Annotated in this window: 15 protein-coding genes and 3 pseudogenes; 8 read left to right on the top strand and 10 right to left on the bottom strand. The window is 56.8% G+C overall.

The features are described 5' to 3' along the window. Positions 1-642: 642 nt before the first annotated feature. From JCM25354_RS23740 to JCM25354_RS23745, 4 genes and pseudogenes are all read right to left on the bottom strand, one after another. A complete protein-coding gene (locus JCM25354_RS23740) occupies positions 643-963 on the bottom strand; it encodes an integrase core domain-containing protein (RefSeq protein ID WP_159103471.1) in 321 nt (106 codons plus the stop codon). A gap of 84 nt (positions 964-1,047) precedes the next feature. Continuing rightward, positions 1,048-1,956 carry a prohibitin family protein gene (locus JCM25354_RS08640; RefSeq protein WP_025885718.1) on the bottom strand — a complete coding sequence of 303 codons (909 nt, stop codon included), beginning with the start codon at positions 1,954-1,956 and terminating at the stop codon, positions 1,048-1,050. A gap of 173 nt (positions 1,957-2,129) precedes the next feature. Then, positions 2,130-3,188 carry a bifunctional transcriptional activator/DNA repair enzyme AdaA gene (locus JCM25354_RS08645; protein ID WP_025885719.1) on the bottom strand — a complete coding sequence of 353 codons (1,059 nt, stop codon included), beginning with the start codon at positions 3,186-3,188 and terminating at the stop codon, positions 2,130-2,132. A 143-nt stretch (positions 3,189-3,331) separates the two neighbouring features. Further along, positions 3,332-5,007 (bottom strand): annotated as a pseudogene (locus tag JCM25354_RS23745) (alpha-keto acid decarboxylase family protein). Between the two features lie 111 nt (positions 5,008-5,118). Here JCM25354_RS23745 and JCM25354_RS08655 point away from each other — a divergent pair. Then, positions 5,119-6,009, top strand: coding sequence for a LysR family transcriptional regulator (locus tag JCM25354_RS08655; RefSeq protein WP_025885720.1), 891 nt, complete (start codon positions 5,119-5,121; stop codon positions 6,007-6,009). On the opposite strand, the gene JCM25354_RS08660 is transcribed toward JCM25354_RS08655, so the two are convergent. After that, positions 5,998-6,924, bottom strand: coding sequence for a LysR family transcriptional regulator (locus JCM25354_RS08660; RefSeq protein ID WP_025885721.1), 927 nt, complete (start codon positions 6,922-6,924; stop codon positions 5,998-6,000). The two genes, JCM25354_RS08655 and JCM25354_RS08660, sit on opposite strands and share 12 nt — an antisense overlap. Positions 6,925-7,027: 103 nt before the next feature. On the opposite strand from JCM25354_RS08660, the gene JCM25354_RS08665 reads away from it, so the two are divergent. Both JCM25354_RS08665 and JCM25354_RS08670 read left to right on the top strand, forming a co-directional pair. Then, positions 7,028-7,789, top strand: coding sequence for an SDR family NAD(P)-dependent oxidoreductase (locus JCM25354_RS08665; protein WP_025885722.1), 762 nt, complete (start codon positions 7,028-7,030; stop codon positions 7,787-7,789). Positions 7,790-8,235: 446 nt separating this feature from the next. Continuing rightward, positions 8,236-11,172 carry a TonB-dependent receptor domain-containing protein gene (locus JCM25354_RS08670; protein WP_035447198.1) on the top strand — a complete coding sequence of 979 codons (2,937 nt, stop codon included), beginning with the start codon at positions 8,236-8,238 and terminating at the stop codon, positions 11,170-11,172. A 74-nt stretch (positions 11,173-11,246) separates the two neighbouring features. Here the strand turns inward: JCM25354_RS08670 and JCM25354_RS17760 are convergent, their stop codons facing one another. Together JCM25354_RS17760 and JCM25354_RS17765 are read right to left on the bottom strand one after the other, a co-directional pair. After that, a complete protein-coding gene (locus JCM25354_RS17760; RefSeq protein WP_025885724.1) occupies positions 11,247-12,311 on the bottom strand; it encodes a glycosyltransferase family 32 protein in 1,065 nt (354 codons plus the stop codon). Between the two features lie 13 nt (positions 12,312-12,324). Further along, a pseudogene (locus JCM25354_RS17765) lies at positions 12,325-15,215 on the bottom strand (ATP-dependent DNA helicase). 175 nt (positions 15,216-15,390) lie between these two features. Here JCM25354_RS17765 and JCM25354_RS08685 point away from each other — a divergent pair. The 3 genes and pseudogenes from JCM25354_RS08685 to JCM25354_RS17775 all read left to right on the top strand — a co-directional run bounded on the left by JCM25354_RS08685 (position 15,391) and on the right by JCM25354_RS17775 (position 19,867). Then, complete coding sequence (locus JCM25354_RS08685) at positions 15,391-17,016, top strand: lysine--tRNA ligase (protein ID WP_025885725.1); 1,626 nt, start codon at positions 15,391-15,393, stop codon at positions 17,014-17,016. A gap of 240 nt (positions 17,017-17,256) precedes the next feature. Continuing rightward, positions 17,257-19,146 carry a lysylphosphatidylglycerol synthase domain-containing protein gene (locus tag JCM25354_RS17770; RefSeq protein ID WP_243443986.1) on the top strand — a complete coding sequence of 630 codons (1,890 nt, stop codon included), beginning with the start codon at positions 17,257-17,259 and terminating at the stop codon, positions 19,144-19,146. Further along, positions 19,143-19,867: pseudogene (locus JCM25354_RS17775) on the top strand (MarC family protein). Before JCM25354_RS17770 ends, JCM25354_RS17775 begins: the two are co-directional and overlap by 4 nt. A 15-nt stretch (positions 19,868-19,882) precedes the next feature. Here JCM25354_RS17775 and JCM25354_RS08700 read toward each other — a convergent pair. Beyond that, a complete protein-coding gene (locus tag JCM25354_RS08700) occupies positions 19,883-20,494 on the bottom strand; it encodes a uracil-DNA glycosylase family protein (protein ID WP_035447203.1) in 612 nt (203 codons plus the stop codon). Next, a complete protein-coding gene (thpR, locus tag JCM25354_RS08705; protein WP_025885727.1) occupies positions 20,494-21,057 on the bottom strand; it encodes an RNA 2',3'-cyclic phosphodiesterase in 564 nt (187 codons plus the stop codon). Before thpR ends, JCM25354_RS08700 begins: the two co-directional genes overlap by 1 nt. 301 nt (positions 21,058-21,358) lie before the next feature. Between thpR and JCM25354_RS08710 the strand changes: the two genes are divergently transcribed. Continuing rightward, entirely contained in the window at positions 21,359-22,141 is a 783-nt protein-coding gene (locus JCM25354_RS08710) for a Bax inhibitor-1/YccA family protein (protein ID WP_025885728.1), read from the top strand. 458 nt (positions 22,142-22,599) lie between these two features. Here JCM25354_RS08710 and JCM25354_RS23040 read toward each other — a convergent pair whose 3' ends face one another. Beyond that, entirely contained in the window at positions 22,600-22,734 is a 135-nt protein-coding gene (locus JCM25354_RS23040) for a hypothetical protein (RefSeq protein WP_279379565.1), read from the bottom strand. On the opposite strand from JCM25354_RS23040, the gene cyoA reads away from it, so the two are divergent. After that, positions 22,734-23,663, top strand: a complete 930-nt coding sequence (gene cyoA, locus JCM25354_RS08720; RefSeq protein ID WP_025885729.1) for a ubiquinol oxidase subunit II — start codon at positions 22,734-22,736, stop codon at positions 23,661-23,663. The genes JCM25354_RS23040 and cyoA overlap by 1 nt on opposite strands. Positions 23,664-23,669 lie beyond the last annotated feature (6 nt).

Below are 23,669 nucleotides of genomic sequence, written 5' to 3' on the forward strand. Positions count from 1 at the left end.
TGTTTGCCGAGGAGCGTTACGGTCTTTTTGTGATGGAGTAACCGGCAGGCTTCAGCGGGTCAGAACTATTTGACGGAAATAGTAGCAGTCATAGTCCGATCAGTCAGCATTGCCTTGATTTGGAACCAACAATGTCATCCGGGCGTCTGTGAGTTTGTAATCTGAGACTTGGCCTCCGGTCAGGACAAAGCCGGGAGGATATCCCTAGCTGTCGCATCATACGTGGGGCCTTGCTCGTAAAGATGCCGCACGAGTAACCCAAAGCCTCCGGATAAACCCTGTTTTTGCCTCTGCGGCCTTTAAATGAGTATGAATCACGGTTCTGTCGAGCATATGCTGCCAGTTACCCGTCTGCCTCAGATTTACTAGAGTTTGCAGCAGGGCATCCACGCGCCCTGTTCAGCCTAACGCCGGAACCGGACATAGATCGCATTCTACTTGACATAGCACTTATGTGCCCCGCCAAGGACAGCTTGTGTGCGGAACCTACGCATGCATTGAGAAATAGGCGATTACCCCAGGTTGGGCGGGCCCAAGGTTCCCGTTCAGATGAAAGTGACAGGCCAATTGATTGTTGCCTATAGAGGTTGTCCCATTCGTTCGGATAGTTTTGGGACCCTGATAAGCTATAGACGGTTGTTGTCATGCCGCCGCCTTGACGGCGGTGCTGTTGGCCACTGGGTTCGGGGTTAACCCCGAACCCAGTGGCGTCGGCGCGTCATAATACGCTTCGTCGGGCGTTCGTTCAGCCAATGTCGAATGCGGCCGCTTCCCGTTGTAATGCGCGATCCATGAAGTGAGCCCGGCCTGCAGTTTTTGGGTGAAGGCGGTTATGACGTTGAGTGGTTCAGGAGCGGACTGAAAGCGACACGAAGCAGATCTTGGGTTCTGGGCTATAAATCCAGCCTCAAGCTGTCGAAATACGACCAGCGCAAATACCGGCGACGCGTTGCCACGAGCCAAGATGAATGCCCGGTCGTATCCTGTTTTCTGGTTATTATTATTATAATTTGATAGCTATTATTGAGCGCAAGATTCGTTCGTATTTCACTTCTCGACGGCGCCCATCGTGCCGATAAAGGGTAGGGGGGCTCCGGCGCTGAGATAGACGGGCATTGTGCCTGACCAGCGATCGAGCGCCTTTTGTTGCAGGAGGGACGGAGTCAGAGACTGGGAAACCAGCGCGTTGGCTTTTGCCTGAGCCTGGGATGTGACGAGCAGTGCCTGCGCCTGTCCCTGTGCGGTCGCGATGGCGGCATCGGCCTGGGCCTTGGCCTGAACGACCTGAGCCTGCGCCGAGATCTGTGTCTGTTGCAGGGTGTACTGAGCCTGAAGTGCCTGTTGTTGCGCAACCTGCTTGGACTCGATCGCCTGCGCATAAGCGGTCGAGAAAGCGAAGTTTGCCGTGTTCACAGAATGAATGGTCAGATGATAGGGCTGAAGCGAGCGGATAATCAGATCCTTGATCTGACCGTCTACCAGATCACGTTTTGTAATCAGTTCTTCGGCATTGTAATTGGCTGTGATCGCCTTCACGTCGTTCGAGACCGTGGGTTCGATAATGCGATGGGCCAGCGTATCGAGGGTACGAAAGTCGCGGTAGAAACCGGGTGCATCGGCAGGCGCGATATGGAATGTCACAGAGACGGAGGTGCGTACATCCTGAAGATCATGGGTCGCTGCCTGCTCATGTGACGTGATCGTCTGGGGCTGAGTCGAGACCAGAACGATCTTCTGATAGACGGGTAGCGCGATATGCAGACCCGGTTCCAGGGCCGCGGGCTGGACTGAGCCGAAATTCGTCAGAATGCCGCAATATCCCGACGTGATCTGATAGAACGGATTGAGTATGGCAACCACCAGAACGGCACCGAGAACGAGCCCGCCATATTTGAGTAGTCTGGGCGAAATAGTCGACGGGGGCTTTGGAAATCCTGTAACGTTATTATTCCACATCGTGAGCACGATCCATTTGCCTGTTCAGCAGGACGATACGCTGCCGTATCTGTCACTATGATGGAAACTGGCTCGGAGTGTCAAAGAATGGGCAAGTATATCGGCGTAACTTCGGATCACATACACGATATAGAGGCGAGCCAAGCGCAAGTATCCAGCGTCGACTTGTCCAATTAGGACGCATTCGAAAACTGTCTTTCAGTTTCGATCAGGCGCTGTTTGCGCCATAGCCCGCCGCCATAGCCTGTCAGGCTGCCATCGGCACCGATCACTCGATGGCACGGGATCAACAGGGCGATCCTGTTGGCGCCGTTGGCCCTTGCGACAGCGCGTACAGCGCCAGGCTGACCGATCTGCACGGCAATGTCGGCATAGCTGCGCGTCTCCCCTGCCGGGATGCTGCATAAGGCGCGATGCATATTGCGGGTGAAGTCTGTTCCTTGCGCGGCAAGCGGGGTCCGGAAAACAGTGGATTTTCCTGAGGAAAAGGCCGCGAGTTCGTCCCGGGCCTGCGCGACGGGGGCGGTCGAGCCGAGGCCCAGAGGCGCCTTGAGCGCCTTTTGCAATGCCCCCAGCTCGGCAGGGAGGGCCTTCCGATCGACGAATTCGAGCAGGTGCAGATAGGTCGTGCTTGCTACGGCAATCATGTCTCCCAGTGGGGTTGGAATCCAGCTTGCCTGCAGCATGCCGCCTGGCTTCAGCGTGCCGGGGGCACAGCCGAGAAGTCGCGCAAAGGCTTCCCTGAACGCGCTGGGGGAGGTGAAGCCTGAATCGAGCTGGGCCTCGATCACCCGCTCGCCGCCGGAGAGGGTCAGAAAGCCCTCTCGCAGTCGGTATTGCCGTGCCATATCGAGAAAAGTCATATCGAAATGACGCCTGAAGCTCCGTCGTACCGTGGAGAGGTCGAAGCCAAGAGCAGCGATGTCGCTCTCGCGCCAACGCCGTCCCGGCTCGGCGTCAAGCAAGCCGAGCAGCTTGCTGACGATCGGGTCCGATTCTGCAGCATTGTGCAGCGGATAGCAGCGCTTGCAGGGACGAAACCCTGCCTCAAGACATTCCCGGACGCTTGACCTGAAAACGCAGTTTTCAGAAAGCGGCTTGCGGGCCGGGCAGGTGAGGCGACAGAAGATGCCTGTCGTGCCGACACAGACGAAAATCTTGCCGTCATGCGCCGGGTCACGTGCGATCAGGGCCTTGTAGAGCGTATCGTGGGAGGGGGGAGAGAACAGCATGATACTTTCCTAGCACCGGGCGAAAAATCGCAGCGCCGGAAATCAGGCGTTTCATCTCCGATGCTGCATCAAATCCCTCGCCATGTATTCAGATCTTGTGTTGGGCTGCTATCATGGTCCGTCTCCGGATGCCCCTCCAAAACTCAGTTCGTGACCGGCGGCCGCGCATTTGTCTTGCCCACTTCACGCCCCCAATTGACCAGATCATCAGTGCAGTCCTCACGGTCCAGGCTGCATTCGATCAGGGTCGGGCCACGTCTGTTATGCCGGGCCTTCGTGATGGCTTCAGCAAGTTCGTCAGCCGTCCCGGCTTTCAGCCCGAGGCCATGGCCTTCGCCTGCATTGAACACATCAATCAGCCCGGCATAGTCCCAGTTCTTGATATAGTTGTAAGGCCCGTCATGGATCTTGATCTCGATGACATAGCCCCGGTTATTGATCAGGAAAATGATGACGGGCAGTTCGTAGCGGATCATCTGCGCCACCTCCTGTGCCGTCAGCTGAAACGAGCCATCGCCAACCATCACGATATGCTGCCTCTCGGGTGAGCCGGTGGCGTTGCCGAACGCCGAGGGCACAGACCAGCCGATGTGGCCCCATTGCATTTCGAGTTCAACACGGGCCTGGGCAGGCAGGGTGAGGCGTACTGCATTGAACCAGCTATCGCCGGTTTCTGCCGTCAGGGTTGTGTCGGCGGTCATCAGGGCACCGATCTGGCGCATCATCTCGTCATTCGTCAGGCGGGAGTTGGCAGGGAGAGGCGCAATTTCCGACAGGGCCAGGAGGATGTCTCGGCGCTTCCTGTGCGGCGTGGCGCCTGCTCGCCCAGAGCCGTGACGAAATCGAGCAGGCTGACACCACCGAAACTCTGGCCCGCGACGACCACTTCTTCCGGGTCGACCCTCACCATCCTGTAGCCTTCGGGCAATGCCTGCCAGCCAACTGTCGAATAATCGTTGAAAACCGGGCCGAGGCAGAGAATGGCGTCGGCGTTGTCGATCAGTGCCTCAGTGCCGGGAGAGCTGACATTGCCCCAATAGACGCCGCGATATGCAGGGTGATCTTCCGGGAAAAACCCCTTCGCTGCCGCCATTATCGTGACAGCGCAGCCCATGCGATCAGCAAGTTTCACCGCAGCATCGAGCCCGTGTGCGGCCCGAAGCTTGCTTCCGATCAGAATGACGACCTGTTCGCGCTCGCTCAGGAAGTCGAGCGTTGTTGCAATCGCCCGATCAAGCGTCTTGCCCGCCGAGGGTCTGCGAGAGAGCAGCGCTTCGACTGGCCCGGGCTCGGGGCATTCCAGATCAGCCACATTACAGGGGATTTCGAGATAGACCGGTTTGCTCAGGGCCAGCGCGCGCTCGATCACGCGATCGATTTTCGCCGGGGCGTCTTCCGCCGAAAAGACGCGCTCGGCGGCGACAGTGACATGACGCACCATCTCATACTGGTAGCCGTAATCGGACGTGCCAAGCGTGTGATGCAGGATGCGCCCGGTGCCATGGTCGTTCGTGTTCGGCGCACCGGAAACGAGGATCACCGGCAGGTTCTCGGCATGGGCGCCGCCGAGTGCATTGATGGCGGAAAGTGCCCCGACACTGAAGGTCACGACGGCACAGGCTATCCCTCTGGCCCGTGCATAGCCCTCTGCGGCAAAGCCGCAATTCAGCTCGTTACAGCAATAGATCTGTTCGAGTCCGTCCTGAGCGAGAAGCTGGTCGAGAAGAACGAGGTTATAATCACCCGCCACAGCGAAATGATGAGAGACGCCGATCTGCGTCAGCCGTTTTGCGAGATAGCCACCGATAGTCGTGCTCATGGAGACCTAGGATCCTTCAACTGCGTGTCGATTATGTCGTAGTTTGTCCTTGGACCTTCCACTCGTCCAATATATGTTTGAGCCTTCTTGCATATGTTGGAGATATGGATCATCGACCTTCGACGCTGGCGTTATCTCGTGACGATTGCAGAGGCGGGCAGTTTCACCCGGGCCGCCGAATTGCTGCATATGGAGCAGCCTCCGCTGAGTCAGCAGATCAAGGCGATGGAGCGTGAGCTTGGTCTCTTGCTGTTCGTGCGGTCGCGCTCCGGTGCGGTGCCGACCGAAGCCGGTGCCGCCCTCGTCGAGCGGGCACGCGTCCTGATTGGGCTCGAACGCGAAATGACGTCTCTGGCTCGCGGTCTCTCTCGCGGTGAACAGGGCAGGCTGCGTATCGGTCTCGCCGGTGCTGTCTCTCTGCTGCCTCTGGTGCCAGGCGTCATCCGTGCTTTCCGGGAGCGCTGGCCCGACATCATCATCACGCTCGAAGAAAGCAACACGCCCGCTCTATGCGATGCCCTGCACGATCGCCGGATCGACATCGCGATCGTGCGTCCGCCTGCACCGGTTCAGAACCTTGTCGTGCGGCCCCTCCTCGAAGAAGCTACGGTTATCGCGCTGCCTAAAGGGCATGTCAGCGCCTCAAGGCAGGGTGTTCGTCTTGAGGCCTTGCGTGACGAACCCATGATCCTTTTCGAGCGCGAACTCGGGCCGGGATTCTACGACGCGATCATAATGGCCTGCGGTCAGGCGGGCTTTGTACCCCATATCGGCCAGTCAGCCCCCCAGATTATTGCAACGGTGTCGCTCGTCGCAGCAGGTCTGGGCGTTTCCATCGTGCCGAAATGCCTGAGCCAGATACATGCCGATGGCGTCAGTTATCACCGGATCATCGGATCGGCGCCCAAAGCAGCGCTTGCGATTGCGATGATCGATGCTCCGGTCTCACTCCCGGTGCAGCGTTTCGAAGCGCTGCTCAGAAAGGCCGCTTCAGCGCTTTGAACCGTTCATGAAGGGATGGACTTGTTGCCTGAAGAAGCCCGAGAACAACTCCTGTGCCCACGTCATGAACACCCGCACGCGTGGGGCAAGTTGCCTATTGCTGGGATAAAGCAGTGTGAGTGGCGTAGGGGCTGGGGGATATTCGGCCAGAACCTCGATCAATGTGCCTGCGGCGAGATCGGCTTCGAAGCGATAGCGTGGCGCCTGAGCCAGACCGAGGCCAAGTCGTGCTGCTTCCGCAGAGGTTTCGGCCCCCGAAACGAGCAGTCGTGCCGGAATGAGGCGTTCGACAAGCCCCTCTCTGGTCGAGAATTCGAGCGGCAGGATCTCTTTCGTTCGGGAAGAGACGAAGCCGATCATCTGATGGCCTTCCAGATCGTCGGGCGTACGAGGCGTGCCGTGTTTTTGCAGATAGTCAGGGCTTGCCACCGTAGCTTCATGCAGTAAGCCAAGCGGTCTTGCGATCATGTCGCTGTCCGGCAGCGGGCCGCCCCGTATGACGCAATCCACGCCTTCGCGCAGCAGATCGACCAGCCTTTCGCCTTCGCCCAGATGCACGTTCAGTCCCGGGTGGCGTGACAGAAAATCGGGGAGGGCGGGCAGAAGGATTGTTCGCGCCAGATGGCCGACCGTATCGACGCGTATCGTGCCAGATAGCGCGCCGCTAATCATGCTGTCCGCCTCTTCCAGCGCAGTGACAATGTTCTGGCAGCGTTGGTAGTAGAGACGTCCTTCTTCCGTTGGCTGAACATGGCGCGTCGAACGGTGCAGCAATCTCGTGCCGAGGCGTTGCTCCAGCGCCTGAATGGCGGCGGTCGCTGCAGGGCGTGACACCCCGCAATCATGAGCGGCCGCAGTGAAGCTGCCGCGCTCGACCACGCGCATGAAAAGGGTGAGCGAAGCCAGTCTGTCCATCAGTATTATTCCGTTCAGCTGAACAATCTTGGCAGGAAACAGCGTCTTATCGCAAGTGGTCCCGCGTGATGATCTGTGCCCATCTGAAAAACAGGAGTTGGATATGATCAGTACAAGCAAAATTGCAGTGATCACGGGTGGCAGTCGTGGCCTCGGTCGGGCGAGTGTCGAGGCGCTTGCCCAGCGGGGCGTTGGGGCGATTTTCACCTACAAAAGCAATCGCAAGGCGGCTGAGGAGGTTCTCGCTATTCTGCAAGCTGCAGGCCTGCCGGGTCAGGCGCTCGAACTCGATGTCGCCGACACCTCCTCTTTTCCAGCTTTTGCGCAGACACTCGGTGAGACGCTTGCCGGATGGGGCTCAACGCAGGTCGATTATCTGGTGAACATGGCCGGATCGTCTCACACAGGCACGTTGGCTGACACGAGCGAGGCAGAGTTTGATCGTATCTATGCAGAGCATCTGAAAGGGCCGTTCTTTCTCACCCAGGCACTTCTGCCCCTTCTGCGCGATGGCGGGCGCATCGTGAACATTTCCTCAGGGCTGACACGGATCATCTATCCGGGGCGGATCGTCTACGGGTCGATGAAAGCGGCTGTGGAGACCATGACGCGCTATATGGCCAAGGAACTCGGACCGAGGGGAATTACGGTCAACACTGTCGCGCCGGGTGCCATTCAGACCGATTTCTCCGGTGGAATGGTACGTGACAACCCCGAGATTGCCCGACATATCGCCCAGAATACCGCTCTCGGTCGCGTCGGCCTGCCCGATGATATCGGTCCGATGATCGCCTCTCTGCTGTCAGAGGATAATCGCTGGGTGAACGCGCAGCGTATCGAAGTGTCCGGAGGTCAGTCGCTCTGAGGCGATTGATATTTTTCGACACATGGGATGCGCTATATTTACTGAATATTTCACTGGCGCTTCTCCCTCGGAAACAAACGTCAAGTTCTGACCCGTAGGACGTCATCATCGGGTTGGAGCAGGGCGCGGCGTGACAAATTACGTGTAATATCAACGCGATTCGAGAGGGCAGAGGCGCTACCGTAAATTTAACGATCAGCCTGTATGGCCGAATGTAAGATTTGTTTCCTTACTGGATCTAAGAATATCAAAATGTATCTATTGGACACGTATCGTCTTCTTTCAAGTCGTAATCTGTCATATGTAAGTAACGATGTGACTTTTCCGCAACCAGACCTGTCTCCCGTTTCGAACTAACAATAAAGACCTAGACGTATTTTCGATTGTGAAATCTTTCTGACATCAGAACGTCTGATGAACGGTAAGGACACATGAAGACAATCGGAATGAAACGAAAGCTGCTGCTGGCATCTGCTTTGGGTGCCGGCCTGGCTCTCGGTCAGGGTGCATTCGCCCAGACTGCCACGACACAGGCTCCCCACGCGCACAAGGCAGTCAAGAAAGCGAAACGCGGCACAGTGCCTGTGGCGGCTCGCAGCACAGCGACGGTTTCCCCTGCGGCACCGGTCGCCATGCCAGCGACCACGCGTAGCGTTTCGGCCCAGCGCAACGCCTTTGCGCCTGTGGCCGATGGAGCAAGGCGCGGCGGCAGCGAAAATATCGTGGTGACGGGCTCGGCGCTCAGCACGTCAAATAACGCCAATGCTAACCCGGTTCAGATCATTACGGCCAAGCAGATCATGCAGACCGGCGCGAGCACGGTGGGTGACTATCTGCAACGTCTGCCTTCGGTCGGTTCTTCGGGCACCTATAACTCTCAGACCAACGGCACGGGCGGTTCGTCCTGCGTCGATCTGCGTAACCTCGGCCAGAACCGCACGCTGGTGCTGATCGATGGCAAGCGCACGACGCTCAATGGCAACAACAGCTGCGTCGATCTGAATACAATCAACGTCTTTCAGGTTGCGAGCATCGAAATCCTGAAGGATGGTGGTTCGGAGCTTTACGGCGCCGATGCCGTGGCGGGCGTCATCAACATCAAGATGCGCCACGACCTCAACGATGCAAATATCACCGTCAAGGGTGGTATCTCCGATGTGGGCGACGGCCAGACCGGTCAGATTTCCGGCTACAAGGGCTGGAATTTCGACCATGGCAAGGGCAACGTCACGCTGTTCGGCTCCTACATGACGTCGAGCGGCATCATGCAGCGTAACCGTGCCTGGTCACGCAATGTGCAAACGAATGATCCGGTCGACTCTTCTGACCTGTTGTTCGGCTCATCCATTCCGACGACAGGCAAATATTTTACTGATTCCGGTACCTATATTCCGAATGCAAGTGGTTCGGGATATCACACCGCCACCTCTGCTGACCGCTATAATTACGGCTCGCAGCAGTCTCTGACCAACTCTTTGCAGAACTCGACACTGTCTTTCGACGCGCATTACGACGTGAACAAGCATTTCACGCCTTACGCGAATTTCCAGTACAGCCATCGCACATCCAGTACCATGCTGGCCTCCGAGCCGATGACAGGCAGCATCTATCCCTCGACGCTGCCTTCAAGCCTCGTGATCCCTGCCAATGCACCCTACAACACGTTTGGTGAAGACGTGCTGATGTACAAACGGTACAGCGAATGGGGCAACCGTCGTACAGAAACCGCTACCGATACCTATACGGCGATCGCCGGTGCCAAGGGCGAGATCACCCATGGCTGGATGTATGATCTGTCCTATACCTACGGCTGGAACCAGGTCACCTCGCAGATGTCGGGTGTAGGCAATTATGCCAAGCTCCTGCAGGAATACGGTCTGCAGCAGGTTGACCCGACGGATTCCAGCTCTGCGCTGGTCTATAATCCTTCGGTCTGTCAGGCCTCTGCCGGCTGCGTGCTGTCTGATCCGTTCAAGCCTCTTTCATCCGCGGCGGCTGCCTATTCGAACTACACCAGCCATGACCATTACTATTATCAGCTGCGTGACCTGAATCTGCGCATGCATAACAACCATGTCGCGACCATGCCCTGGAAGGGCGGTGGTGATCTGGGCTTCGCTCTTGGTATGGAACATCGCGGTGAGCAGCTGGCTTATCACCCCGACGCCGTTGTAGCCTCCGGTGATACGCTGACCAATTCAGCCTCCTATACGGGCGGCGGGTTCAACGTTACGGAAGGATATCTTGAAGGCAAGGCCACGCTGCTGCGTGACGTCTTTCTTGCAAAGGACCTGACCATTGACGCACAGGGGCGTTATTCGTCCTACAGCACGTTCGGGGGCACCAAGAACTGGAAAGCCTCGATCAACTGGGCGCCGATCCAGGATATCCGCTTCCGTGCCACGATTGGCAGCTCCTATCGCCAGCCGAATGTCTATGAGCTCTATTCCGGTGGCAGCCTCGGTTATGCCTCGGCAACCGATCCCTGTGCCCAGGCAGGCTCCTATGGCTCGCTCTCGGCCAATGTTGTTGCGAACTGTGCCAAACAGGGAATCAACAGCTCGACCTTTGTGGCGGCCAATTCCGGTCAGGTGCCGACACTCTATGGCGGTAACGCATCACTCAAGCCTGAAACCGGCCGTACCTATACGATCGGCACGGTGATTACTCCGCGCTGGGTGCCTGGTTTGTCTGCCTCGGTCGAATACTGGCACTATACCATCAAGAACATGATCTCTTATCTGAGTTCGCAGTATATTCTTGATCAATGCTATACCGGGGCAAGTTCGAGCTACTGCAACAACATCACGCGCGTTTCCGGCACGAATCAGCTGAACTCCGTAACAGATTATTATGCCAATATTGGTGGTCTGCGTACGAGCGGCATCGATTTCGACCTTGATTATCGTATCCGTGTCACGCGCAAGGATGTGGTAACACTGGGGAACAACTTCCAGCAGCTCATAAGCTATCTGCAGCAGAACGAGCCAGGCGGGCAGTGGTACAATTATGCCGGTCGTCTGATGTATCAGTCAGGTACGGGCCAGCCGCGTGTGCGTGACTATGCCACGCTCAACTGGCAGCACGGTAACTGGGGCGTCACCTACATGCTCAAATACACGGGTGGTATGGTGTGGAACAACGGATCGCAGGATCTCAGCACGGCGCTCGGCTATGGCCGCTACAAGACGCCGGGTATTTTCTCGCATGATCTGACGGTCAACTACCGTCTCAACCGCTGGAATTTCACCGCCGGTGTGAACAATCTGTTCGATAAGCAACCGCCTTTCGTGGCCGATGCCTCAACGAACAGTGCCGCAGGGCTCTATGGCGATCTCTATATGGGCCGCTATGTCTTCCTACAGGCTGGCGTGAACTTCTGATTATGCCTTCCCGGTGTCTGAAAGCATCGGGAACAATCGCTCCTATCGTGGGGGAGCGGCTCCTTTTCTGCAGTTCAGAGCAGGTAGGAGTCGTTTCCCGTCACCAGCGGCGTACGAGCCTGTCGGTAGGTGCTGCTGCTGCGTTCGCGATGATTTTCTATGGTCGAATAGATCAAGCCAGCGCTCTCCGCATCGAAGACGCGGTGCGTAAAGTCTTCACGTACTGCGTGGATTGCCTTGGTATAGGCGTGGGGACCAGTGATATTGAATGTGGTCACGGCCCCCACGCCATGCACGTCCGGACGGTATGTGAGGATTTTGGTCATAACCAGCAGAATCACCCGACGCAGATAAGGATGTCCCGGTCGCGCGATCAGGAACCATTGCTGGTACTCACCTCCCGTGACATAGGCGATCGAGGCGCCAAGTCCCCAGCCTGCATGACGCCCTGAACCTGACATGTTCCATTGTGAAATCAGATATTCGTCTCTGGGATGGATGATGGCATCCAGTGGTTGCGACATGGACGATTTCAGGTCGAGATAAACGCCGCCGAGTTTGTAGATCAGCAGATAGCGAAAAAAATCAGCTTTCGCCGCGCCATACTCATTGCCAATCATCAGATAGATCTTCAGCACATCCCAGCCATAATGATCCGAAATGAACTGGAAACGTGTGGCTTCATCCCAGATATGCACACGCCATCCGGGATTGAGAGAGGCTGTGCGGGTAATATTCTCACTGAAAGCCGGGTCGAGGGCAGGGATATCGTTGCAGATGAAGTGCAGGTGCCTCGGGATGGGGACGGCATCATCGGAAGAGGGAGCGATTTCAGGGAATCGTCGCAGAATGAGGCAGGAAAGTTCACTCCAGCTTTCGCGCTCCATGTCCTGGTCGCGCGTACCGTCTGGCGCATGTGAGTAGACGGCCCCCTCCTGGTCGCGCAGCTGGTAGACGCCGGGCCGCAAGGTAACGATGCCGAAAGAGGGAGGAGCATAGACAAGGTGGTTCCCGGACAGACCGAGCAGCCCGGGAGTATTGCGATCCAGCACAATACCTCTGACCGCTTCACGGTCAGAGCTGTCATCAGGCGCGATGAGAGCATCACCGAACATTGTGATCAGGGCGGTTTCAGTCATTACGATCTTCCTGTCATTCGTCTGCGTCGAGGAATGGAACAGCAGGTTCGGCGGGCAGGAATGTGCCAATCTGTCGCACTGCGTCGGCAAGACTCACGCGCTCGACCGCAACGCCATCGGGAAATGCCGAGAGAAGGCGGGATGGCATGCGACGATCCAGGATAACGAACACACCACGGTCGTCACCCTTGCGGATCAGGCGACCGAAAGCCTGACGGAGCCTCATGCGGGTCAGGCGGTCATCGTAATCGCGTGGATCGTCGGGAGAGAGGGTCTTGCGACGCTCACGGTGCAGGATATCCGGCCTTGGCCAGGGTGTACGTTCGAATACTACCAGACGCAGAGCCTGGCCGGGTACATCTACTCCATCACGCATGGCATCGGTGCCAAGGAGGCAGGAATGGAGCTCGGTGCGAAAAATATCCACAAGAGTGGCATTATCCATAGTATCGACGTGCTGGGCATAGAGTGGCAACCCGGCTTCTTCCAGAGGTATGGCGATGCGCTGATGCACAGCCCGTAGCCGTGAGATGGCTGTAAACAGACCGAGCGCGCCTCCCTGCGAGGCCACGAACAACAGCCGGTAGGCGCCCGCCAGCGCATCAAGATCATTGGGCGGTACGTCGGTCACGATCAGGGCGCGTGTCTGATGGGCATAGTCGAACGGGCTAAGCAACGAGGCACGGACAGGGGGCTTGATGAAATGCTGTGTGCCAAGTCGTGTTTCGGCAGCGTGCCAGCTTTGTTCGACCAGACGCGGGTCGGGGCCGTTTTCTCCTGAAGCCGGTGTCTGGTCGCGCAAGGTGGCGGAGGTAATAAGTATACCATGGGCGGGGCCCTGCATGACCGAAGCAAAGGGAATGGTGGGGTCACGCCAGTGACGATGCAACCCTATATCGGTTTCGCCCTGTCTGCCCGGGACATACTCCGTGCGTATCAGATCGATAAACGAACTGTCGGATGGGTTATCCTCTCCCAGCACGGTATCGAGTATCGCGATCCAGCCTTCGACGCGGGCGATGGCGCGTCGTCTCAGAGAACGGATCATGGCCTCTATGCGCAAGCGCTGCGCAGCTTCCAGGGCGTCGTCTGGGTCGCTGAGTAAGGATTTTAGGCGTTCGACCAGTGTCTTGAGGGGAGCAAGCAGGCGCCGTAATGCGGTATCCAGCGGAGCGGTTGCCTCACGCAGTGCCTCGCCTGCCGGGTGCAGGCCACATTCGGAAGAGTCCTGCCCGCGTGTGCCGATGCGTCTTGCCTCAAGCTGCGCCTTGAGCGCCTGAAAAAACTGCTCTGATGGATTGGTTACAAGGTCAGGAACGCTTGGCTGGGGAGCGGTATCCTCGCCGTTCAGCCGACCCAGCCATCCGGGTGCGGGCAAGGCATGGGACGCACCAAGAATGGCTTCCAGCGGGCTGTCGAGAGCAGGTGATGCAGCCACAAGATCTTCAAGTCGACGACGTAATCCTCGGGCACGTGAACGACCGCCTTCGGCGCCGAGCAGCCAGCGACGCAGCTCTGCAGCCTCAAGTCCGGAAAGCGCAAGCGAGAAAGCGCTGTCGGCAGCTTCGGGCAAATGATGCCCTTCATCGAAAAAATACCTGGTGGGAAGCTGATCTTCATCCGGCACATCATCACGGGCAATGCTTGACCAGCTCGCCTGTGAAAGGACCAGGGCGTGATTGGCAATTACGAGCCTTGCTCCCCGAGCGCGTCTGATGGAATGTTCGACGAAACAGGTCTGGTAATGAGGGCAGGCACCATGGATGCATTCGCCGCGACGATCGGCCATGCCGAAAAGGACACCACTGCCGAAAATATCACCGAACCAGCCTGGCAGGTCCCCTCCCATCAGATCGCCGTCTTCAGTTGCCTCAGCCCAGCGCGCGAGCATCGAAAGACCGATCAACGCTGCAGGTGAGGTGGATGGGCGTGACGCAAGCGTGTTGACTGCGTCTTCCATATTCAGCAGGCAAAGATAGTTTTCGCGGCCCTTGCGCAGGACGACGGTCTCGCGTCTTTCAGCATCATCAGGGTAGAGACGACGCAGTTCCTGCTCGATCTGGCGTTGCAGATGGCGTGTGTAGGTTGAGATCCAGACAGGACCATCATTCTGTTCGGCCCATACACTGGCCGGGGCGATATACCCCAGGGTTTTGCCCGTGCCGGTGCCCGCTTCTGCGAGAACGATCTCGGGAATTCCCGCGCCTCCCGGGGAGCAAGTGCCTGAGTGATCGCCGAAGCGTAATCGGCCTGACCGGACCGTGTTTCAGCGCCGGTACCAAGAATGCGGGTAAGGCGTGCACGGGCTTCGGCTGGAGTTACCGGACGGCTGCCCGGCGGCGGGCGCTGCGCCATTTCCTCCCATCGTGGCAGACGTCTCCAGACCCGCAGGGCCTCGTAGGGGTGACGGTGCTGGCTGGGTTGTGCCGCCAGAGCGTCCTCTGCAAAGCCGGCCCAGCTCCATCCTGCCCGGGACAGCAAGGGCAAGAGCGAACGCAAGGTTTCGGCCTCTTTCGTGACGGCCATTCCCTCAAGCGCGTTCTTTAGCTTGTCGAGCAGCAGAAACAGGAAATCCGCTTCGCAATGTTCCGGAGGTCTCAGGCCAAGGGCGATGCCCATGCCACGAGGTGTGGGAACAACCGTACGCGTCGGGAAGAGGAACAGAAAAAGCTCGAGCAGATCAAACCATGGCACGACCTGTCCCGGAGGGGTCAGGTCGAGGCGCCGGATCGTGGCCGGACCGTGGATCAACAGGGGGGCGGGCAGGGTTGCAAGAAGAGAGGCCGCGCCCTGCGCGTCAAGCGACAGGAGCTCACCATCAGGCGTCAGGAGTGAGGCGTGGGCACGCGTCGTGATCAGGGCAGGGGCATCATAAGGCGAGGCGCGAGAGAGCGTGGGCATCATATCCAGTCTAGACGCTAGATGAGCAAGCCGCCAGCAAATGACGGCGCGGCAGGGTTTTTACGATTCCGGGCTTTGTGTTGATGGACGGCAGGCAGGGCGTGAATGCCAGAGCACAGGGGGTATAACGCCATGTTGCTTGACCGGAAGCGGAACTATTCCTAGTTTTCGAACAATCATGTCCAAGAGCAATCAAAACAACGCCCCGATCCCTCCCGATGCTTCCGAGCTGCCCAAAGCCTGGCCGTTCGAAGAGGCGCGAAAAATCGCGGCTCATGTCGAGGCCCGTGGGGGGGACGCTCCGGCTCTTCTTGAGACAGGGTATGGTCCTTCGGGCTTGCCCCATATCGGGACATTTGGTGAAGTTGTCCGGACGACCTGGGTCCGGCAGGCCTATGAGCAGCTGACAGGGCGCAAGACCCGTCTGCTGGCTTTTTCTGATGACATGGATGCCCTCCGCAAGGTGCCGGGCAATGTCCCGAATCAGGAAATGCTGGCACAGCATCTCGGTCTGCCACTGAGCCGGATTCCTGATCCATTCGGCAAGTTCGAGAGTTTTTCTGCCCATAACAACGCCATGCTGTGCGAATTCCTCGACCGTTTCGGTTTTGAGTATGAATTTGCTTCTGCGACAAAGTATTACACATCCGGCGTGTTCGATGCGGCCCTGCGCCGTATGCTTGAAGTGCATGATGAAGTCGTAGCGACGATTGTCCCGACACTGGGAGCTGAACGCCGGGCTACCTATTCGCCGGTTCTTCCCATCCACCCGCGTACTGGTCAGGTAATGCAGGTCCCTGTTCTCAGGGTCGACCCTGACGCTGCGACGGTACAGTGGAAAGATCCCGAGACAGGCGAGACTTTCGAAACCTCGGTTCTCGGGGGACACGCCAAGATGCAGTGGAAGGCCGACTGGGCCATGCGCTGGTATGCGCTCGGTGTTGATTACGAAATGTCGGGCAAGGATCTGATCGACAGCGTCAAGCTTTCAAGCAAGATCTGTCGTATTCTTGGCAAGGCTCCACCTGCCGGGCTTACCTACGAGCTTTTTCTTGACCAGAATGCCCAGAAAATCAGCAAATCCAAGGGTAACGGGCTTTCGATTGAGGAATGGCTGCATTATGCGCCGCCAGAAAGCCTTGCCCAATACATGTTCAATCAGCCGACGCGGGCCAAGCGCCTGTTCTTCGACGTTATTCCGCGTGCAATGGATGAATATCTTGCCAATCTGGACAAGGCGACAGAAACGCAGGACCAGAATGTTCTGCACGCAAATCCTGCCTGGTTCATCCATGGCGGTACCCTCGATACAGGCCTTTCCAGCCCTGTCTCGTTTACCGCCCTGCTCAATCTCGCTTCTGTAGCCAATGCTGAGTCGAGCGATATTCTCTGGAAGTTCCTGCAGCGCTACGATTCTTCGCTATCCCCTGAGACGCATCCCTATGTGGATCGGCTTGTTGGTCATGCTCTTGTCTACTTCAAGGAATTTGTCCGTCCGGCCAAGGTCTTCCGGGCGCCGACAGATCTGGAGCGCGTAGCGCTGCAGGATCTTGCTGATGCCTTGAAACTGGCTGAACCAAGCCTATCTCCGGTGCAGGTTCAGGATATCGTCTTTGAAATCGGCAAGAAGCATCAGATCCAGCCGCTGCGGGCCTGGTTCGGTTGTCTCTACGAAGTTCTGCTCGGACAGACGGAGGGGCCGCGTTTCGGTATCTTCGCCTCGCTTTTTGGCCTGCCCGAGACCGTAGCCCTGATCGAGGGGGCTCTAGCCCGAGATCCATCTGGCAAAGAAGCCGTTCAGTGAAAGCAAAAAGACGATCGTCAGCCTTGAATGAGGGTTCATGACCGTTAAGGAACAAACTGCTCCCTGCTGTGACGAAGGCGAGGCTTCAACGCCCGGTGCCTGGCGACGTGTAGCGTATCGTCTCCCGGCACTGATCGGGCTTGTCCTGCTGGTTGCCGCTATTTATGTCATTCAGAAAGAACTGAAATCACTTTCTCTGTCTGAAATCCGGCAAGCCTTTCAGGCAATCCCGATCGAACCTTGGCGGCAGGTGTCGGGTGTACGGTTCTTTCCTATTTCATTCTGTCTTTCTATGACTGGCTTGCCTGCTATCATATCGGAGCGAGGCAGTCTTTCCTTCGGACGGCTTTCGCGGCTTTCTGCTCTTATGTTCTGTCGCATAATCTCGGTTGCTCTGCGATTTCCGGTGCTGCGGTACGCTTCCGGCTTTATCGCAACTGGGGAGTTTCACCCGGTGGCATTGCCCAGATTATTGCGTTCTGCTCGACGACCTATCTGCTGGGGGCGATGACTCTTATCGGCGGGGTGCTGATTTTCGAGCCCTCTCATATTCCGCTGATCGACCATCTGCCTCATTTTCTGTTGCAGGCGGGGGGTGCCGCGGCCTGGCTTGCCGTAGTCGCCTATCTTCTTGTTTCGATACGCTATCGCCAGATGCGCATCTGGCGCTATACGCTCGAAGTGCCGAGCTTTCGTGTGGCACTGGCTCAGGTGGTGGTCAGCGCAGCTGATATGGCGGCGACGGCCCTTATTGCCTATGTGCTGCTTCCTCCCCAGGCGATGATCGGCTTCCCGGCTTTTCTGGCAATCTATATTGCCTCCTATACAGCCGGGCTGGTCGCAAGTGTGCCCGGTGGGCTGGGCGTTTTCGACGGCGCGATGCTTCTTGCACTCAATCCCTATATGCCAACGCCGCAAATACTGGGTGTAATTCTCACTTTCCGGTTGTTCTACTACATTGTTCCGCTGGTGCTGGCAGGAATCATGTTCGCGGTGCATGAGCTTTTCCTGCGGGGCGATGCCGCACTTGCTCGCCGCCGCGGTGCCGTACCAGCAATTGCGCTCATGAGGCGACCCAGCCAGGTAGTGCGTGAATCCGAAGCCGATTTCTCGGTGACTGTTGCGACGGGAGTTGTCGCTGGTACCGGTATTCTTCTCGTGTTCTACGCCGTAGCCGTGCCTGCTCCCCTGGTGGGAACGCCTTTGGCCCATCTGTTGTTGCAGATCGCTGAATTCCTGATCTGTCTCACGGGGGTCATGCTGGTAGGGGTCGCAGCGGGCCTGGCGCAAAGGGTGACTGCGGCCTGGCGGGCTGCCCTGACCCTGCTTGGTCTGGCAATTCCGCTTGTCATTCTGAGGCAGGGACCTCTGGGGATTGCCCTTGGTCTGATGCTGGTCATGTTTCTGATCGCACCATTTCGTGCCTGCTATTATCGCAAGGCAAGGCTGTTTTCCGAACCTCTCAATCCGACATTGATCACACCCGTTACGCTCTGGATCATTAGCCTCGCCAGCGTTGGCCTCTTTGCGCTGCGTCAGCATCTGGGTCATGCCTGGTGGCGTTCTCTTATCTATGATGCTCATACTTCCATGGTGCGATGGGCACTCGCGATTTCGGCTGTCCTGGGCATTATCGCCGTCATCCAGATGCTGCGTCGCAGTCATGTGCTGGTTCGTCCATGGGACAGGGAAAGCGAAACACTCTATAAAAGTCTGGCTCATGCCCTTGACGAACTGGGTCCCCGTCGCCCGAGTGGTCTTATTCTGAATGATAACGGTCGGGCAGGAATTCCGTTTTTCAGAACCGGCCAGTTCATTATCGGTGTGGGTGATCCAGCAGGTGCAGAAAACGATTGTATCGCCGCAATCTGGCGTTTGCGCGATCTGGCGCTTGAGGAAGGCCGGCATCCGGTTTTCATCAAGGTGGGCCAGGCCCTGATTGGTGTTTATCACGATATTGGTATGACCGTTTGCCCGAACGGGCCGGGAGAAACGGGTATGTTGTGCTGCCTTGCGCAGGATCTTCATGCAGTCAAGGCAGTGCTTGGAAGCGAACATAAACGCCTGAAGCGTCTGCTTCACGCCAAAGGGTTTCTGTCGGTCAAGGCGCGTATAGATCGGGCCGGATGATGCACCTGCCTCATATTCTGGCTCAGCCTGTCAGTTTTAGCGATGTAACCGCGATCTGGCTCATGGCCTATTCAGCGCTTTTCTCCATCGTCAATCCGCTCGGTGCCTCGCTCATTTTTGCCCAGATGACACTGGGTCGTTCCAAGCGGGATGTCACGGCTCTTGCCGGGTAGTCGGGTTTTATTCCTTTGTCATATTGATGGTTTCTGTCTGGCTTGGCGGCTGGATACTGAGTTTTTTCCGGATCAGTATCGATGCGCTGCGTGTTGCAGGTGGCCTTGTGGTTGCTTCTCGTGCCTGGACCCTGCTTCTGGCGCCAGAGGAAAACGAGGCGCGCAAGGAACGTCAGGTCTATGATCATGACAACGGGGGGCAGGACAGTGATCTGGGTGACCGTGCCTTTTTCCCACTGGCTATGCCTTTTACCGTAGGGCCCGGAAGTATTGCGGTTGCGATCGCCCTGAGTAGTGGGCGAACACTTGGCGCTTCCCCGGCGAGTTATATTGTAGGGCTTTCTCTTGCAGTGCTTGCCGTCGCGCTTACTGTGGTGCTGCTTTATTCCTACGCAGAGCGTATCGTCAGTTCGCTGGGTCGAACAGGCGCACGCATCGTCAGTCGTCTGGCAGCGCTCATTCTGCTTTGCATTGGTATCCAGATTCTGTTCGCAGGGCTCGAGGGCTTTGTTTTGTCAATGATACAGCATGTCAGACAGATGGGCTGAACAGGATCGATTGCGTTACGAGAGAGCTTCACGAATTTTGTCCCGCAGAGCCGGAATGACCTCGCCCTGAAACCAGGGCGCGCGTTTTTCCCACACACCTGTACGCCAGGATGGATGGGGCAGGGGGAAAAACCGGGGCAGGTAGCTCCTGAAATTGCGTACACGATCTGTTACCGAGCCTCGTCCTAGCGTATAGTTCTGACTGTAGCTGCCTACCAACAGGATTAGCCTGAGCGAATGCATGTGGGACAGGATTTCGTTCCGCCATGCCGGAGCACATTCAGGTCGTGGAGGTTTGTCGCCACCATTGGGCAGGCGCCCTGGATAGCAGAGCCCCATTGGAAGAATGGCGACCTTGCGTGTATCGTAGAACTCGTCTTCCGACAGGTTCATCCAGTTCCGCAGGCGTCTGCCTGAAGGGTCGTAAAATGATTTCCCGCTCTCATGAGCGATAGTGCCCGGGGCCTGGCTTGCGATCAGTATACGGGACTCTGTCGATACGTGGATGAGAGGTTTCGGACCAAGCGGTAAAGAAGCAGCGCAGATCGTGCAGTGACGGACACGTCTGACCAGTGATTCGAGAGTCTCGGTATGACTCTTGGAAAACGAGGTGTCAGCCAAGGGCATCATCTGAACGCGATCGCAGAACAGGCTTGAGTGGCAAAGGAATAATCCGCGCAAGATTCGTAATGCGGTACGTCACTGGTCCTGTAAGACCGGAAAAGAGTGAAATGCTCTGTTTGTATATCGCTGCTTTTGAGCAGGTTGTGACCCTGAACCCAACGGATCATGTCTGGTGTTGGATCGCCCCGGAAAGTGCCAAGCGAAACGTGAGGATGAAAGCGGCGTTTCTCCGGCTGAAAACCAATGCGTCTGACCGCGGCTTCGATCCTGGCTTGCAGTGCCGTAAGCGCATGTGACGGTACTACGCCGGCCCAGAGCTTTGACCGCGCAGCATGAGTGAAAAGACCCACCTCGCCGAGCTGTATCGTGATCTTGTCTCCCCTGATGGCAGCAAGAGCATGGTCTATCTCTTCGAGGAGATGGAGCGCCTGCACATCTCCTATAAAGCGCAAGGTAAGGTGATAGCTTTCGGGTGGATACCAGGTCACACCTGTTATGGAGCGACGCAGGGAGGAAAGAAGGCGTTTGTGTTCGCTGGCAAGGTCGAGGGCAACGAAAAGACGCATAGGGCGATCCTGCATCGGTGGAAATTATGGTTTGTGGTGCAGATCAGGAAGCATGCAAGGGCGGCGAAGAGGAGAACGCTATGCGATGCATAATCTGGTGTCCGAGTTTAAATCTGTGGCGTTATGGGGTCGATTCATTCTAGCATGACCTTGTTTAACGCGGCGAAACATCCCGGTTTCAGTCGCATGGCTAATGTATCTTAGAATGTCCCGCGCAGGGTCTGACTTGACCATTGTATCTGATGCGCCACATCTAAGGACAAGATAAGGCCATTCCGGCCAGGTTTCAGGAAAGGGTGTCATGGCTTTCGTTCCCAATTTTCGGTCTAGTGGTCCCTCACGCAATGCAGGGACTGCCAGTTTCGATACGGTCGATGCCGGTCTGCGCGCCTACATGCTCAGCGTGTATAACTGGATGACGGCCGGTCTGGTCCTCACAGGCGTTGTGGCCTATGCGGTCGCGGAGACTTCATTACGTAGTCTCTTCTATCATCAGATCCTCACACCAGGTGGCATGATCACGCGCCCGACAGGGCTCGGAATGCTGACCATATTCGCGCCGCTGGTTTTTGTGCTTGTGATGTCGTTTGGCGTGAACCGTCTCTCCCGTCAGGCAGCACAGGGCCTGTTCTGGGCATTCTGTGCAGTGATGGGTGCAAGCCTGTCAAACATTCTGCTGGTCTACACTCATACTTCGGTAGCGAGCACATTCTTCATTACTTCGGCTACTTTCGCCGCGATGTCCTTGTGGGGCTACACGACAAAGCGTGACCTGAGCTCGCTCGGTTCGTTTCTGTTCATGGGGCTGATCGGCCTAATCATTGCCAGCGTGGTCAATGTTTTCATGCATAGCCCGGCGATGTCGTTCCTGATCAGCATCGTAGGGGTAGGTCTGTTTACGGTGTTGACCGCCTTCGATACGCAACGCATTCGCGCAACCTATCAGTATTATCTGAGCTATGTGGGACCGGAGGAAATGGGCAAGCGGAGTGTTTACGACGCCCTTTCCCTTTATCTCAATTTTATCAATCTCTTCACATTTCTGCTCCAGTTCATGGGTGTTCGCAGTAATAACAACGGATAAATATCATTTCTTGATTATCCGTTACTTGACGGGATGCGTCTCAGACGCATCCCGTTTTTGTTTATCCAGACTAATTCAGTCTAATTAACTTGCTTTTTATGTCTCAGCCGAACCTAAAAAATCTGCAATGAATTGAGGCAGAAAAAGGTTTTTCTTTGCTAGAGCGCTGATAATGAAGACTTTCTCTTGTGTTCAAATTGTGAACGCTTCTGCGAAATGTCATGATGAGTGCTTGCTTTGCGCGCCAATCGGGCGGAAACAACACAACAGAGCTGGGCAACCATGTCCAGCGTCCAGGCAGACGCGTTTCTGAATGAAAACGCATCTGCCGAAGAAAGGCGAGGCAACGATGGCGCGGCTTGCGGTCGGGCAGAAAACCAGTTCCGGCAAACGTAATGTGACATCTTCGGGCGGCAGAGGTCGCACGCTGGTGTCATCTTGCGGAGTGATGCGCGTCTTCAACTGGAATAGGAGAGATGGATGACATCCCCTGAAGGTGTTGTCGCCATGTTCGGCCAATCCGAGGTCGGGTTGAGCGGCAGCGTAGCGCAGCCACAGAGCTTGACGGTCGGATCAACGAGCGGGGCAGACAATGAACAATAGACTCTTGCCGAAATTGCGGCGGCTCCTGCCGCTGGCGCCGGCACTTCTTCTCTCCGGATGCACGCTCGATCTGCTTGATCCGCGTGGACCGGTGGGACTTCAGAACCGAAACGTCATTCTGCTTGAGCTGGGTGTAATGCTTTGCATTGTCATCCCGGTGATCCTGATGACGCTGTTTTTTGCCTGGAAATATCGCGAGAGCAATCAGTCGGCGGAATATCTGCCGAACTGGGATCACTCCACGAAGATCGAATTCTTTGTGTGGGGCGTTCCGGCGATTGTGATCATCATTCTTGGCTCCATTGCAATCTGGACGAGCTACACGCTTGACCCGTATCGTCCCCTTCATTCGGCAGAAGCAGCCGGCCGCAAGCCGCTGAATGTCGAGGTCGTGGCGCTGGACTGGAAGTGGCTGTTCATTTATCCGGACCAGGGTATCGCAACGATCAATCAGCTTGCTGTTCCGGTGAACACGCCGATCAATTTCCGCATCACCTCTGACGCGGTCATGACGTCGTTCTTCATTCCTCGTCTGGGCTCACAGGTCTATGCGATGGCCGGAATGCAGACGCAGCTTCATCTTCTGGCCAGTGCGCCTGGCGATTACCTCGGTGAAGCCGCGCATTATACCGGCCGCGGCTTTTCGGACATGAAGTTCCGTACGCTGGCGATGAATGATGACGATTTCAACCAGTGGGTCGACAAGGTAAAGGGCGCATCTGACTCGCTCGACTCTGCCGATTATCCGCAGGTTGCGGCGCCGCAGGAAGCTGCCCCGGTCAAGTATTTCGCGCATGTTCAGCCTAATCTCTTCGACAGCATCGTGGCCAAATACAATAATGGTATGGTCATTGATAAATCGACGGGTCAGGTAATGCACATGCAGTCCGCCATGTCCGACATGCAGATGAAGGAATAAGGACAC

The organism is Asaia prunellae JCM 25354, from assembly GCF_000613885.1.
Classification (GTDB): domain Bacteria; phylum Pseudomonadota; class Alphaproteobacteria; order Acetobacterales; family Acetobacteraceae; genus Asaia; species Asaia prunellae.